This is a genomic window from Pseudoduganella sp. UC29_71 (genome assembly GCF_042693265.1).
Taxonomy (GTDB): domain Bacteria; phylum Pseudomonadota; class Gammaproteobacteria; order Burkholderiales; family Burkholderiaceae_D; genus Rugamonas.
Genome location: NZ_CP170549.1, coordinates 6,216,291 through 6,231,518, shown reverse-complemented (window position 1 = coordinate 6,231,518; position 15,228 = coordinate 6,216,291). Strand labels below are relative to the sequence as shown.

General features: G+C 67.0%; 10 protein-coding genes. 4 read left to right on the top strand and 6 right to left on the bottom strand.

From position 1 onward, the window contains the following. Positions 1-5 precede the first annotated feature (5 nt). The 4 genes from ACFJI2_RS27855 to ACFJI2_RS27840 are packed head-to-tail and all read right to left on the bottom strand — an operon-like array spanning position 6 to position 6,454. Positions 6-1,892, bottom strand: a complete 1,887-nt coding sequence (locus ACFJI2_RS27855) for a hypothetical protein (protein ID WP_377702760.1) — start codon at positions 1,890-1,892, stop codon at positions 6-8. 56 nt (positions 1,893-1,948) lie between these two features. Next, entirely contained in the window at positions 1,949-4,087 is a 2,139-nt protein-coding gene (locus tag ACFJI2_RS27850; protein ID WP_377702759.1) for a 3-hydroxyacyl-CoA dehydrogenase NAD-binding domain-containing protein, read from the bottom strand. Between the two features lie 10 nt (positions 4,088-4,097). Next, positions 4,098-5,303, bottom strand: a complete 1,206-nt coding sequence (locus tag ACFJI2_RS27845) for an acetyl-CoA C-acetyltransferase (RefSeq protein ID WP_377702758.1) — start codon at positions 5,301-5,303, stop codon at positions 4,098-4,100. 14 nt (positions 5,304-5,317) lie between these two features. Continuing rightward, positions 5,318-6,454, bottom strand: a complete 1,137-nt coding sequence (locus ACFJI2_RS27840) for an acyl-CoA dehydrogenase family protein (protein ID WP_377702757.1) — start codon at positions 6,452-6,454, stop codon at positions 5,318-5,320. 81 nt (positions 6,455-6,535) lie between these two features. On the opposite strand from ACFJI2_RS27840, the gene ACFJI2_RS27835 reads away from it, so the two are divergent. The 3 genes from ACFJI2_RS27835 (at position 6,536) to guaD (ending at position 9,670) form a co-directional block, all read left to right on the top strand. Continuing rightward, entirely contained in the window at positions 6,536-7,150 is a 615-nt protein-coding gene (locus ACFJI2_RS27835) for a TetR/AcrR family transcriptional regulator (protein WP_377702756.1), read from the top strand. Positions 7,151-7,161: 11 nt separating this feature from the next. Beyond that, a complete protein-coding gene (locus tag ACFJI2_RS27830) occupies positions 7,162-8,136 on the top strand; it encodes a fatty acid desaturase family protein (RefSeq protein WP_377702755.1) in 975 nt (324 codons plus the stop codon). A gap of 97 nt (positions 8,137-8,233) precedes the next feature. Continuing rightward, on the top strand, positions 8,234-9,670 hold the full coding sequence (gene guaD / locus ACFJI2_RS27825; protein ID WP_377702754.1) for a guanine deaminase: 1,437 nt from the start codon (positions 8,234-8,236) through the stop codon (positions 9,668-9,670). A gap of 101 nt (positions 9,671-9,771) precedes the next feature. On the opposite strand, the gene ACFJI2_RS27820 is transcribed toward guaD, so the two are convergent. Both ACFJI2_RS27820 and ACFJI2_RS27815 read right to left on the bottom strand, forming a co-directional pair. Continuing rightward, on the bottom strand, positions 9,772-11,127 hold the full coding sequence (locus ACFJI2_RS27820; protein WP_377702753.1) for an MFS transporter: 1,356 nt from the start codon (positions 11,125-11,127) through the stop codon (positions 9,772-9,774). Further along, entirely contained in the window at positions 11,127-12,149 is a 1,023-nt protein-coding gene (locus tag ACFJI2_RS27815) for a LacI family DNA-binding transcriptional regulator (protein ID WP_377702752.1), read from the bottom strand. Before ACFJI2_RS27815 ends, ACFJI2_RS27820 begins: the two co-directional genes overlap by 1 nt. A 226-nt stretch (positions 12,150-12,375) precedes the next feature. Here ACFJI2_RS27815 and ACFJI2_RS27810 point away from each other — a divergent pair, with 226 nt between their 5' ends. Beyond that, positions 12,376-15,216: a TonB-dependent receptor gene (locus ACFJI2_RS27810; RefSeq protein ID WP_377702751.1), complete on the top strand. Its 2,841-nt coding sequence runs from the start codon at positions 12,376-12,378 to the stop codon at positions 15,214-15,216. Positions 15,217-15,228: the final 12 nt, after the last annotated feature.

The following is a 15,228-nucleotide window of genomic DNA, read 5'->3' as shown; positions in this document are numbered from 1 at the left end:
GCGGCTTAGCGTGCCAGCGACACGGTAAACGCCGCCGGTGGGTTGCGCACCCGGATAAACGGCGGGAAGCCGGGCGCCGACGGCGCCGCCTCCAGCACCGCGCCGTTGCTGCCCACCAGGCCCGGCAGCCAGTGGTAGCGCAGCACCAGGTCCGGGCCGGACGCAGCGACGATGTCCAGCCGGTTCACGCCGCGTCCCGCGATGCGCGCCTGTCCCGCTGCTACAAAGGAGAGCGGCCGCTCCAGCCGGTACATGCGCACCGGGCCGATGTCGGCCACCGCGCTGGCCTGCGGCAGTGCCGCCATGGCCTGCTTCAGTTCCAGCGAATGCGCGGCCACCCAACCCACGTTGTACAGGTCGAGCGCCTGCCACAGTTGCTGCGGTGTCAGCTCGCGCAGCGGCTTGCCGAACGCGCTGCGGTCCCACAGCGACACCTCCGGCAGCGAAAACGGATAACCCGCGCCGATCAGTTCCCGCCCGCTCTTCAGCGCCACCAGCCCCGCCACGTGGCCGCCACCATGCACACGGCCCAGTGAGGTCTCGAACGCGACGCGGCCCCCGGCCGTCGTGTTGTTACGCAGCCAGTCAACCAGTTCGCTCACCATGCGCGGCTGGCCGGCCAGGTCCGGCGCCAACGAACCGTAATGGCCGTGCGGCCCGGGCCGCGCTTCGCGCAACGTCTCGCGGCACGCATACAGCAGCACTGTCCCCATGCCCAGCGCCAGCGCGATTTTCAGGTAACCCTGGCCGGCGCTGCGCAGCCACGGCACGCCGGCGCCGACGCAGTAGGCAGCCGCCAGCGCGACGCACAGGAAGGCCGGCGCCACGAAACGGTTCGGCTGCGCCTGGTCCAGCCCGGGAATGGCGGCGCCGAATGCGGCGAACGCCAGCAGGAGCAAGCCGCTCAGCAGCAAGGGCAGCATGCACCGCCGCTGCGCGGCGGGCAGGAAGCAAGCGCCGGCGGCGCAGGCCAGCAACAGCAGCGGATTGAGCGGCATGCCCTGGGAATCGGCGCCCCATATGCCGAGCGCGGGCTTCAGCGCGAACAACAGGCCCACCACTTTCTGGTAGGGGTGCAGCGCCAGCACGTTGGCCGAGATGTCGTGCCGGCCGTGCAGCACCGCCAGCCAGGGTAAGTTGACCAGCAATGCGACAACGGCCACGGCCACACCGCGCACCAGCAGGCGGGGCAGCGCGGGGCGCTCGCCCGAGCCTAGCGCGTAGCCGATGAAAACCAGGCCCGCGATTACCGGGAACAGCGGATGCAGCCAGATGCCCACCCCGCCCAGCAGGCCTGCCGCCGCCAGGCCGACAGTGAGGCGCCTGCGCACCATCGGCGCGCTGCACAGCTGCCATACCCAGGCCGCGTACGGCACACCCGCATAGCAGCAGAACACGAAGCTCGCCATGCCCGCCGAGTGATACCAGCGCAGCGCGCCCACCCACCAGTACACCAGCCCCAGCATCGAGGCCAGCGCGGCGATGCGCGCGGGCCAGCGCAGCAGGCCGGCCAGCAACACCACCGCCAGCGGCCCGCACAGTGAGCAGACCAGCACGTATAGCGTATAGACCAATCCGGCCGGCAGCGAGGAAGGCAGCACTGCCGCCAGCATCACGGCGCCGCGCGCGCTGAGGTTTTCATTGGCGCCACCCAGATGGCCCGCGCCCAGCGAGGTGTCGTAGCCGGTCAGCCGCCCCTGCTTGAGCAGTTCGCGGCCCATCTCCAACTGGTACACATGGTACGGATGATCGATGTAATAGCTGTGCTCGCCGCTCAGCACTTTGCTGAGCGGCATGCTCAACGCCAGCAAGGCAAGCTGTGCCGCCAGTACGCAGGCGGCGATCAAGATGAGCGCGGAGCGGCGCGCGGGCACGTCGTTTTGCAAGATCATGGAAAGAATGGCGAAGGCGCCTTGCTGGCAAAATGACAATGCTACAGGATGCGGGCTCAGCTACCGTAGAATTTTTTGCCCGATGCCGCCATGGAGCGCAACAAAGCCGGCGGCGCAAAGCGCTCGCCATGCGCAGCAGCCAGCCGTTCGCAGCGCGCCAGGAAAACGGCCACGCCGTCCCGGTCCACCACGCTCAGCGGCCCGCCCCGGAAAGCCGGGAAGCCCCAGCCGAGGATGGCGCCTACGTCCGCGTCGCGCGCCGTGGTCAGCACGCCCTCCTCCATGCAGCGCACGGTTTCCACCGCCTGCACCGCAATCAGGCGTTCCACCAATGCCGCCACGTCCGGCTGCGCGGCCGCGCGCGGGAAGTGCCCGGCCAGGCCCGGCCACAGGCGCTTCCTGCCGCCCTCCGGATAATCGTAATAACCCTGCCCGGCCTTCTTGCCGATGCGGCCCAGCTCCACCATGCGCGCCGCCACCTGGTGGCCCGGACGGCCCCGGTAAGCCTGGCCCAGGTCGAGCCGGGTCTGGCGGTCGATCTTGACGATCAGCTCGCTGGACACTTCATCCGTCAGCGCCAGCGGCCCCACCGGCATGCCGGCCTGCAAGCCCGCGTTCTCGATCAGCGCCGGCGCCACGCCTTCGGCCAGCATGGCCAGCCCTTCCAGCACATAGGTGGAGAACACGCGGCTCGTGTAGAAGCCGCGCGCGTCGTTGACGACGATGGGCGTCATGCCCAGCGCTTTGACCAGGTCCAGCGCGCGCGCCAGCGTGGCGTCGCTGGTCTGCTTGCCGACGATGACCTCCACCAGCGGCATCTTGTCCACCGGCGAGAAGAAATGCAGGCCGATGAAATTGGCCGGGCGCGCGCTCGCCTCGGCCAGGCCGCTGATCGGCAGGGTGGACGTGTTGGACGCGAAGATGGCGTCCGGCGCCAGCAGCGCTTCCGCCTGCGCCGTCACCGAGGCCTTCAGCGCGCGGTCCTCGAACACCGCCTCGATGACGATGTCGCAGCCGGCCAGCTGCGCGTAGCCGGTGGTGGCGCTGATGCGCGCCAGCAGCGTCTCCGCCTGCTCCGGCGTAGCCTGCCCGCGCGCCGCCTGCTTCTCCAGCAACGCCCGCGAATACGCCTTGCCCTTGTCGGCGTCGGCCTGCGAGCGGTCGACCAGCACCACCTGCAAGCCCGCCTTCGCGGCCACATAGGCGATGCCGGCGCCCATCATGCCCGCGCCCAGCACGCCGACCCTGGCGTACTTCTGCTGCGGTACGCCGGCCGGCCGCGCGGCCAGCTTGTTCGCCTCGCCCATGCTGAAGAACAGGGTGCGTATCATGGCTTTCGCTTCGGGCGACAGCACGGTCTGCGCGAAGTAGCGCGCCTCGGTCATCAGGCCGGTGTCGATGTCGGTGATCAGCCCTTCGTAGACGCAGGACAGGATGTTGCGCGGCGCCGGGTAATTGCCCCAGGTTTTGGCGTGCACCATGGCGTTGGCCGCCATGATGGCCTGCTGCACCGCCGGCGAGGCCACCGCGCCGCCCGGCACCTTGTAGCCCTTGACGTCCCACGGCTGCTGCGCGCGCCCGGACGGCGCGGCCAGCACGGCCTCCTGCAGCCACGCGCGCGCGGCCTGCTGCTCGCTGCCCGGCGCCACCACCGCGTGCAGGATGCCGGCCTTCAGCGCGTCCGCCGCCTTCAGGCGCTTGCCCTCCAGCAGCAGCGGCAGCGCCTTCTGGATGCCGATCAGGCGCGGCAGGCGCTGCGTGCCGCCGCCGCCCGGCAGCAGTCCCAGCGTCACTTCCGGCAGGCCGAAGCGCGCCTTCGGATGGTCCGCCGCCACGCGGTAGTGGCCGGCCAGCGCCACTTCCAGCCCGCCGCCCAGCGCGGAACCCGGCAGCGCCATGGCCACCGGCTTGCCGCAGGTCTCCAGCTTGCGCAGCGCGCGGTGCAAGCGCATCACGCGCTCGAACAGCACGCCCGCGTCGTCCGTGTCCAGCAGCCATTCCAGGTCGCCGCCGGCGATGAAGTCCTGCTTGGCGGACGTCATCAGCACCGCTTTCACGGCCGCGTCTTCCACTGCCTCGTCGATCAGGTCGCACAGCATCTGGCAGCTGGCCGCGTCCAGCACGTTCTGGCTGCGGCCGGCCATGTCCCAGCTCAGCGTGGCGATGCCGGCCGCGTCGATATTCACGTTAATCATGCGCTGCTCCTCAAATGCGTTCAATGACGGTGGCCGTGCCCATGCCCGCGCCCACGCACAGCGTGGCCAGGCCGGTGGACACGCCACGGCGTTCCATTTCGTCCAGCAGCGTGCCCAGGATCATGGCGCCGGTGGCGCCCAGCGGATGGCCCATGGCGATGGCGCCGCCGTTCACGTTGATCCTGTCATGCGGCACGGACAGCACGTCCATGAAGCGCAGCACCACCGAGGCGAAGGCTTCGTTCAGTTCCCACAGGTCGATGTCGGCCGCGCTCATGCCGGCGCGCCTGAGCGCCTTCTCGGCTGCGTAGCTGGGGCCGGTGAGCATGATGGACGGCTCGGAGCCGATGGAGGCGAACGAACGGATGCGCGCGCGCGGCTTCAGGCCGGCGCGCTCGCCCGCCGCGCGGTTGCCGATCAACACCGCCGCCGCGCCATCCACGATGCCGGAACTGTTGCCGGCGTGGTGGATGTGCTGCATCTGCTCGATTTCCGGGTAGCGCATGCGGATCACCGCGTCGAAGCCGAACTGCTCGCCCATGTCGGCGAAGGCCGGCTTGAGCGCGGCCAGCGAGGCCGCCGTGGTGGACGGCTTGATGAATTCGTCGCGCGCCAGGATGGTCAGGCCGTTGCGGTCCAGCACCGGCACCACGCTGCCGTCGAACCAGCCCTGCTGCTGCGCGTGGTGCGCGCGGCGCTGGCTCTCGGCCGCGTAGGCGTCCGCGTCGGCGCGGCTGTAGCCGTGCAGCGTGGCGATGGCGTCGGCCGATATCCCTTGCGGCACGAAGTGGGTCTTGAACGCCACCTGCGGGTCCACCGGCCACGCCCAGCCGCTGGCGCCCATGGGCACGCGCGACATGGCTTCCACGCCGCCGCCGATGGCCATGTCGGACTGCCCGGCCATCACCTGCGCGGCCGCCATGTTCACCGCTTCCAGGCCGGAGGCGCAGAAGCGGTTGATCTGCACGCCGGCCACGCTCTCGGCGTAGTCCGCCGCCAGCACGGCGATGCGGCCGATGCAGGCGCCCTGCTCGCCCACCGGTTCCACGCAGCCCAGCACCACGTCGTCCACCTGCGCGGTGTCGAGCGCGTTGCGCGCGGCGATGGCGCGCAGCGCCGTTTCGGCCAGGCGGATCGGCGTTACGCCGTGCAGCGAGCCGTCCTTCTTGCCCTTGCCGCGCGGGGTGCGCACGGCGTCGTAGATGTATGCTTCCATGTGTTGGCTCCGGTTTAAAGGCTGCGGCTGATAAGTTCTTTCATGATCTCGCTGGTGCCGCCGTAGACGCGCTGCACGCGGGCGTCGGCCCAGGCGCGCGTGATCGGGTATTCCCACATATAGCCGTAGCCGCCGTGCAGCTGCACGCAGCGGTCCAGCACCTTGAACTGCATCTCGGTGGCGGCCAGCTTGGCCATGGACGCGGTGGCCGCGTCCAGTTTCTTCTCCAGCAGCAGCTCGATGCAGCGGTCCACGAACACGCGCATGCAGGTGATCTCGGTCTTGATCTCGGCCAGCGTGTGCGCCACGGTCTGGAACTCCGCCAGTGCGCGCTTGAAGGCCTTGCGTTCGCGCGTGTATTCCAGGGTCCAGTCCAGGCCCGCCTGGGCCGACGTCACCGCCATGATGGCGATCTGCAGGCGCTCCCACGGCAGCTCCTGCATCAGGTAGGAAAAGCCGCGCCCTTCCTCGCCCAGCAGGTTGGCGGCCGGCACGCGCACGTTGTCGAAGAACAGTTCGGAGGTGTCCTGCGCCTTCATGCCGGCCTTCTTCAGGCGCTTGCCTTTCGAGAAGCCGGCCATGGCGGTATCGACCACGAACAGGCTGATGCCCTTGGCGCCGGCCGCCGGGTCGGTCTTGGCCACCACGATCACGACGTCGGCATGCCAGCCGTTGGTGATGAAGGTCTTGGAGCCGTTCAGCAGGTAATGCTCGCCATCCCGGATCGCCGTGGCCTGCACGCCCTGCAGATCCGAGCCGGTGCCCGGCTCCGTCATGGCGATGGCGCCCACCATCTCGCCGGTGGCCAGCCTGGGCAGGTAGTGCGACTTCAGGTACGCGCTGCCGTAGTGCAGGATGTAGGGCGCCACGATTTCCGAATGCAGGCCGAAGCCCAGGCCGGTGGCGTTGACGCGCGCCTGTTCCTCGATCAGCACCACGCTGTACAGCTGGTCCGCGCCGGCGCCGCCGTACTGCTCCGGCATGCTGGCGCACAGGAAGCCGGCCGCGCCGGCCTTGCGCCAGACCTCGCGGTCCACATAGCCCTGCTCTTCCCAGCGCTCGTGGTGCGGCAGCACTTCGGTCTCCATGAAGCGGCGCGCCGATGCGCGCAGCATGTCGTGTTCTTCCGTGAACAAAGTGCGGGGAATCATCTCAGTCTCCTTGTGTTTTTCGGTCACATGACCTATATTTTCTAGGTATGTTGACCTATTTTGAGGATGAAAGCAATCTCCATGACGACGCAGCGCAAGGAATCCCACACCACATCCAAGGGCCAGGAACGGGCCGGCGCCATCCTGGCGATCGCCCGCGAACTGCTCGGCACCGAGGGCTACGCGGCGCTGTCCATGCGCAGCGTGGCGCAGCGGCTGGGCAGCAGCCTGTCCACCGTGCAGCACTACTACCCCAGCCGCGAAGCATTGCTGGAGGCGCTGCTGAACCAGACGTTTGACGGCTACCAGGCCGCCGTGGACGAGCGCCTGTTGCAGCAAGGCGACAAATCCGGCATGGCCGTGTTCCAGTCCATTATCGACTACTTCCTGGACGACCTGCGCGACCAGATTTCCAGCGGCCTGTTCTTCGAAATCGCCGCGCTGGCCAACCGCCATCCCTACGCGTCGGACATGTTCGACGGCATGCTGACGCGCGCGCGCCGCACCACGCGCAACCTGATCCGCGACATCGCGCCGCACATGACGCCGGCCCAGTGCGAAATCCGCGGCGCGCTGATCGTGTCGCAAATCATCGGCCTGATGATCTTCCTGTCGGACACCCGCCCCAAGCATGAGGAACTGGCCGAACTGCAGCAGGAAGCCACCGCCGCCATCATGCGCATCGCCTTCAATTGAGGAAGCATCCCATGCAAACTGCCCCGCGCCGCAAACTCAGCGACTTGTTCAACCGCGACGAAATCGCCCTGCTCACCGAGCGCTCGGACTGGGCCGGCTGGCGCGCCGTCCTGTTCACCTGGGGCGTGATCGCCCTGTGCTTCGTGCTGCTGGCCTGGCAGCCGCACCCGCTGATGTGGCTGGCGGTGCTGGCCGTGCTGGGAGGCCGCCAGCTCAGCCTGGCCATCCTGATGCACGACGCCGCCCACGGCACGCTGTTCAAGCGCCGCTGGCTCAACGAGGTACTGGCCGACTATGTATGCGGCAGCCCCATCAACGTGGACATCAAGCGCTACAAGCGCCACCACCTGATCCACCACAGCAAGACCGGCACCGGGGAGGACACCGACCTCAGCCTGGCCGCACCCTTCCCCACCACGCGCGCCTCGCTGGCCCGCAAATTCCTGCGCGACCTGTGCGGCATCTCCGGCCTGAAGCGCGAATACGGCCTGCTGCTGATGCACCTCGGCCTGCTGCGCTGGACCGTGGCGAACGACATCGAACGCCTGCCGCAGCAAGGCCGCCGCTGGCATGACTATGCGCGCGACGCGGCGCGCAATATGTGGAAATACCTGGCCTTCCACGCCGTGCTGCTGGGCGTGCTGGCCGCCGCCGGCCACGCCTGGCTGTACCTGGCCTGGGTGGGCGCCTACCTCACCACGTACGGCCTGTACATGCGCATCCGTTCCATGGCCGAACACGCGTGCACCGAGCAAAGCACCGACATGCTGCGCAACACCCGCACCACGCGCGCCGGCCTGCTGGCGCGCGCCACGGTGGCGCCGCTGCGCGTGAACTTCCACATCGAACACCACCTGATGCCCGCCGTGCCCTACCACCGCCTGCCGGCCATGCACGCCATGCTGCGCGCGCGCGCGGCGCGGTGCAAGCGCCGCCCGGTTATCTGGACGTTTTGCGCCTGGTATGCAAGCGGGAAGAAAAAATAGCCACATAGCCCGCTGCGTATAGTACGGGCCAAAGCCTCCTTTTAGATTCTGTTCCGGCATATACCTCTGCCGAAATAATTTCTATACGGAGACTTTTATGAAGATAGCAGTCGCAGTCCTGGCCGCCGCGCTCGCGCCGGCCTTACCGGCAACCGCACAGAACCAGAATCAGTACGAGTACCAGAGCACGGCCTATCGCGGCTCCGTGCTGCACTTCACTGCGGACCCGGCCACCAGCGCACACCCTTACGAGTACTACGAGGACGGCGTGCTGCTGGTGGGCGCGGACGGCAAGGTGAAAGCCGTCGGCCCCGCGTCGCAAATACTGAGCAACTACCAGCAGGTGAACGTGGTGGACTATTCCGGCAAGCTGATCATGCCGGGCTTCATCGACAGCCACGTGCACTATCCGCAATCGGAAATGATAGGCTCCTTCGGACAGCAGCTGCTGCAATGGCTGGAGACCTACACCTTCCCCACCGAGCGGCAGTTCGCCGACAAGGTGTACGCGAAAAGCGTGGCCAAGGTGTTCCTGAACGAGCTGGCGCGCAACGGCACCACCACCGCGCTGGTGTTCGGGACCGTGCATCCGCAGTCGGTGGATGCGCTGTTCGAGGAAGCGCAAACGCGCAATATGCGTATCATCGCGGGCAAGGTGATGATGGACCGAAACGCGCCGTCCTGGCTGCTCGACACGCCCGCCGCTTCCTACGCCGACAGCAAGGCGCTGATCCAGCGCTGGCACAACAAGGGCCGCGCCCTGTACGCGGTGACGCCGCGCTTTGCGCCCACCTCCACGCCGGAGCAGCTGACCGAAGCGGGCCGCCTGCTGCAGGAATTCCCGGACGTCTACATGCACACCCATCTGTCCGAGAACAAGGGCGAAGTGGCGTGGGTGCAGGAACTGTTCCCTGAATCGAGCGGCTACCTGGACGTGTACAACCGCTATGGCCTGTCGCGCAAGCGTTCGGTGTTCGCGCACGGCGTGCACTTGCGCGACGATGAATTTGCGTCGCTGGCGCAAACGCAGTCCGCCGTCGCCTTCTGCCCCACGTCCAACCTGTTCCTGGGCAGCGGCCTGTTCGACCTGCAGAAGGCCGAGGCCTACGGCGTGAACGTGGGCCTGGGGACGGACGTGGGGGCCGGCACCAGCTTCTCGGCGCTGCAGACCATGAACGAAGCCTACAAGGCGATCCAGCTGCACAAGGCCTTCAGCGACACGCCGGACCAGCAGCGCCCGCTGACCGCGCTGAAAGCGTATTACCTGGCCACGCTGGGCGCCGCCAGGGCGCTGGACCTGGACAACAAGATCGGCAGCTTCAAGAGCGGCAACGAGGCCGACTTCATCGTGCTCAATCCGAACGCCACCGACCTGCTGCGCTTCCGCATGCAGCGCGCCGGCAGCATCGAGGACAAGCTGTTCGTGCTGCAGACGCTGGGCGACGACCGCGCCGTGGAGAGGACGTATTTGATGGGCAAGCGCGTGACCGTCACCGACGGCAGCGGCGGGGGCTACGAGTACGGCAACAATTAGCGGGCCGGCGGGTTACGCCCGATGGGCTAACCCGCCCTACGGGCCTAGGCTCCAATGGGAAATGGGCGCGGGCTCGCGTTCGCCCAGGGGCGTAGGGCGGGTTAGCACGCGCCCGGCGCGTGCGTAACCCGCCGCAGCCGCAGCAGGCAAACAATCGCCAGCAGCGCGCAGGCAGCGCCGCTCAGGATGGTGAGCCGGTAGTCATGCCCGGACCAGTCGAGGATGGGTCCCTGCGCGCTGCTCACCAGGATGTTGCCGAACACGACCATCAAATCCTTGGTGGAGTTGTACTGCACGAAGCGGGCGCGCGGGAACAGCGCCATCGGCATGGACGAGGCCGCAGTGAAGTAAGCACCCGAAATAATGATGTGCGCCATGTAGAACACCCGGAAGCTGCCTTCATCGCGCACCGTCAGGTAGCCGATGGCGGCAGCCGCGCAGTACATGCCCATGAACACGGTGGACACGCGCAGCGCGCCGTAGCGGTCCGCCAGCCAGCCCACGCCGAAGGCGGACGCGATCGAGAACATATAGCCATGGGCCGTCATGCTGCCCAGCGCGGCCTTGGAGATGCCCATCATCTGCGCATAGTACTGGCAGAAGGTGTTGAAAGGACTGAAGGTGACGCAGGCGAACATGAAGGCCGCCACGATCCACAGATAGGGCCGGTAGCGGAAGCATTCGAGGATGTGGGCGCGCGGCACCAGCAGCGTGCAGCGCCCGCGCGGGGCCGGCGCCGGCTCCGCGCCGGGCGGGCAGACTTCCTTGACGGTGGCGCACATGACCAGGATGGCCAGCGCGAATACCACGCCGATGGCGGCCAGGATCTCGGCCAGGTAATGGTCGGTCAGCGCGAACACCCAGCTGTTGAAGACGATGCCCAGGCTCAGGCCGACGATGCGGAAGCCGGCGAAGAAACGCCCCAGCAGCCCTTGCGGCACCACGTCATTGACCAGGCCGGTGAACAGCGAAGCGGCGCTGATGGCGGCGCATTCGAACAGGGTCCAGAACAGGCAGAACCAGCCCAGGTTGCAAATGCGCGCGCCGGGCGAGCGGGCGCCCAGCATGGTGTCGGTCCAGGCACCCAGCACCGGCGACAGCGCCAGCCCCAGCATGGCCGCGCAGCCGATCGGCGCGATCACCAGCAAGAAGGGCCGGCGCCGGCCCCAGGCGCTGCGGAAGCGGTCCGAGTGGTAGCCGATGAAGGGCACCAGCAGCACGCTCAGCACGGCCGGCACGGTGGCCAGCAGCAGTGAGGTGGTGGTGTCGGAAGCGGCGTTGCGGCGCAGCAGTTCCAGCCCGCTGGGCAAGGCCACGCGCTCGCGCATGGCAATGCCCAGGTCGCCCAGCATCAGCCAGCAGCCGATGGCGAACAGGCCGGCCGCGCTCAGCGGCAGCACGGCGCCCGGGCTGCGCCCGGGCGGTGCGGCTGGCAGCGCTGCGCCGTCGGCGGACATCAGGCCGCCACGGCAGGCGCAGGGCCGGTGGAATTGCGCACCACCAGCGCCATCGGGAAGGCGATCTTTTTCGAGGCCGGCGGCGCGCCTTCTATCATCTGCACCACTTCGCCCACGGCGCGCGCGGCCATCTCCGGTAGCGGCTGGCGCATGGTGCTCAGCGTGGGAAACACGCCGGCGGCGGTAGGGATGTCGTCGAAGCCCATCACGGAAATGTCGCCCGGCACCTTCAGGCCCTTGCTATGGATGGCGTCGATGGCGCCGAAGGCCATTTCATCGTTGGCCGCGAAAATGGCGGTGGGGCGCTGCGCCAGCGCCAGCAGCTTCTCCGTGGCCGCGTAGCCGCCAGCCTGCACGAAAGCGCCCTCCACCATCAGTTCCGGCAGCACCGGCAAGCCGGCCGCCGCCAGCGCTTCGGTATAGCCGACCTGGCGCTGCGCGCTCTGGCCGGTGCCGCTGGAGCCGGCAATGAAGGCGATGCGGCGGTGGCCCAGCCCGATCAGGTGATCCACCGCGCTGCGCGCGGCCTGGCGGTTTTCCACCGCCACCACGGGCACGTTCACGTCGCGCGCGTCGAAGCTGAAGAAGACGGCGGGAATGCGCTGCCGCTCGATCACGTCCAGGTAGCCGTCGTCGCCCTTGGGCAGCAGCAGCAGCAGGCCGTCGCACAGCTTGCTGAGCATGTCGCAGGTGGGCGCGCGGCCGGGGCCGTCGAAGCGCTCGGCGTTGAAGATCAGGATGTCGTAGCCGATGCGGCGCGCCTCCTGGCTGATGGCCTTGGTGATCTCGTGCAGCACCAGCGAGCCGTAGTTGTTGACGAAGACGCCGATCAGCTTGCTCTTGTCGCCGCGCATGCGGCGCGCCAGCATGTCCGGCGTGTAGTTGAGCTGGGCCGCCGCCGCCATCACGCGCGTGCGCGCCGCTTCGGACACGTAGCCGTTGCCCCGTATCGCGCGCGACGCCGTAATCGGCGACACGCCGGCGATCTTGGCCACTTCGCTCAGTTTGCTGGTTTTCCCCATGTTGTCTCACCGCTGGTATGCAATGTGGTCACGATACCACATGCGATATCTTCGTTCCAATAAAAAATTCATTATAAAAATCAATCGTTTAACACATTGATCAAAAAGTTGAGCAAAACACTGGTCGCATCGCGCCCAGGTAGGTGGTAACGTGACCATACGGTACTGACAACAAAATCAAAAGTACCCGGGAGATGGTCTGTCTGTCGTTCACTTGGAGGAGCACATGAATAAGAAAATATTGGCCGCGCTGCTGCCAGCCGCCCTGGCCGCCGCGTACGGGGGCACTGCGATGGCGCAACAGAGCGGGGAAACGGCGCCGGAAGCCGTACCGGAAGTCAATACCGTGGTGGTGACCGGTTTCCGTTCCAGCCTGCAAAAAGCACTGAATCTGAAGATGCAGGCCATCGGCGTGCGCGATTCCATCGTGGCGGAAGACATCGGCAAATTCCCCGAGGCCAATGTGGCGGAATCGCTACAACGCGTGCCCGGCGTGATCCTGAACCGCGACGAAAGCTCGGCCGAAGGCCAGCGCATTTCCATCCGCGGCCTGCCCACCGAGTATTCGGTGACCACGCTGAACGGCGCGCCCGTCAACACCACCTCGACCAGCACCATCGGCTCGGCCGCGCGCGGCTTCAACTATGACGTGTTCGCCTCCGAGCTGTTCGGCCGCGTGGACTTCTACAAGTCGCCGCTGGCCGAGCTGACCGAAGGCGGCCTGGGCGGCATCGTCGACCTGCAGACGCCGCGCCCCTTCGACAATCCGAAGCGCACCGTGCGCTACGCGCTGTCCGAGTCCTACAACACCATGTCGAAGAAGGCCGACCCGAGCGGCTTCGCGCTGTACTCGAACACCTGGAACGACATCGGCTTCCTGATCGGCGCGGCGCACTCGTCCAGCGTGAACAACCGCTCCGGCTTCGAAGCCACCGGCGGCTACAACAGCTCGGCGCGCGGCAGCATGAATCCGGTCAAGGGCAACTTCGCCGTCACGCTGGACTACAACGATCCGCGCGTAAACCTGGGCGGCCTGACGCGCGACCAGGTGGACAACGCCCTGCTGCCCCGCATCTACCGCTTCTACGGTTCGGCCAACGACCGCACGCGCGACGGCCTGGTGTCGTCGCTGCAATACAAGAGCGGCGGCCTGAACCTGAGCCTGGACACGCTGTACTCCAAGCTGAAAAACACGCGCGACGAAATGTACTTCGGTTTGCTGGTGCGCAACAGCAAGACCACCAACCCGGCCGCGCCCGCCGGCCAGGCCGGCCACAACGGCTTCGTGCCGATGGGCGTGAAGGTGGACCCGGAAACCAACCTGCTGACCGGCACCTTCGGCAACACATCCTACAGCAGCGGCGTCACCTACAGCGAAGACGAGACCAAGTTCGGCTACGCCTCGCTGAACGGTCGCTGGACCGTCAGCGACACGCTGGTGCTGAGCGGCCAGCTGAGCAGCAACAACAGCAAGGCGCTGAGCTACCAGGACACCCTGTCCGGCCAGATTTTCGGCGTGACCTCGACCATCGACTACGGCAGCGACCATGTCTATCCGTCCATGTCCTCGACCGCCAGCTACACCGACCTGAACAACTACCAGGGCTTCGACATCGGCACCGGCTGGACCCGCGAGACCGACAAGGCCAAGCAGGGCCGCCTGATCGCCGACTGGGACTACCAGCTGCCGGGCGAGTGGAAGGGCCACCTGAAGGCCGGCGTCAGCTATGTGGATACCACCAAGGGCATCAACAAGCGCAACGGCACTTCGGCCGCCAAGGCCAAGATGAACCAGCTGGGCACGGCCGGCATCCGCAGCGGCATGACCACGCAGCTGCCGATCGGCAATCTGGACATGGGCGCCGGCTGGCCGAGTTCCTGGGGCACCTTCACGCGCGACTACGCCTACTCCACCTTCGATCCGCTGGCCTACAACGTGGAATCGGCCTTCACGCCGGCGCAAAGCTTCACGGCGGGCGAGAAAGTGACCACCGGCTTCGTGCAGTCCGACTTCATCGGCAAGGTGATGGAGCACGAGCTGCGCTTCAATGCCGGCGTGCGCTACTCGCGCACCGAGACCGACATCGACAACTTCAAGCAGCAGGGCGCCAGCCTGACCTATGCGCCGAACAGCGAGTCGGGTTCCTACCACAACCTGCTGCCGGCCTTCAGCGCCGCCTTCGACGTGACGGACAACCTGATGTGGCGCGCCTCGTGGGGCAAGACCATCAGCCGCGCCTCGCTGTCCATCATTGCCGCGCAGACCGTGATCCCGAATCCCTTCGACAACACGGCCACGGCCGGCAATCCCGGCCTGCGTCCGCAGCAGTCGAAGAATATGGACACCAGCCTGGAGTGGTACTTCCAGCCGGGCAGCCTGCTGTCGGCGGCCTACTTCAAGAAGGACCTGACCGACGCCACCGTGGCCAACACCACCAACACCACCTTCGGCGCGCTCGGCTTGCCGGACACGGCGCTGGGCGCGATCTTCCAGAACGCGCAGGGCAAGGTGGACCCCAACCTGCCGATGACGCTGCGCAGCTACACCAACGCCGGCCAGCAGACGCTGAAGGGCTACGAGCTGGCTTACCAGCAGGCCTTCACCTTCCTGCCCGAGCCGTTCAAGGGCTTCGGCGCGCTGGCCAGCTACACCCACATCGATCCGTTCAACAGCGCCAAATGGATCACCAATGCGGGCAAGGAAATCCAGGTCAACTCGGTGCCCAAGTACGCCTACAGCACCACCGCCTACTACGAGAACGGTCCGCTGGCGGTGCGCCTGTCGTACAACTACAAGGGCCGCTCGCTGCATGGCGACAACCCGCGCAACCTGGGCGACGACCTGATACGCTGGCGCGCGGCGCGCGGCTACCTGGACGGCAACATCAGCTACAAGATCAATGACATGCTGGAACTGCGCATTGATGCGATGAACCTGTCCAACACGCTGAGCTACGACTACTTCGAAGACGCCACCGGCCAGTACGGCAGCGGCAAGAAGACGCGCATGGACTACGCCAAGTACGACGGCCGCACCATCAAGATCGGCATCCGCGGCAAGCTGTAAGAACGGAGACCA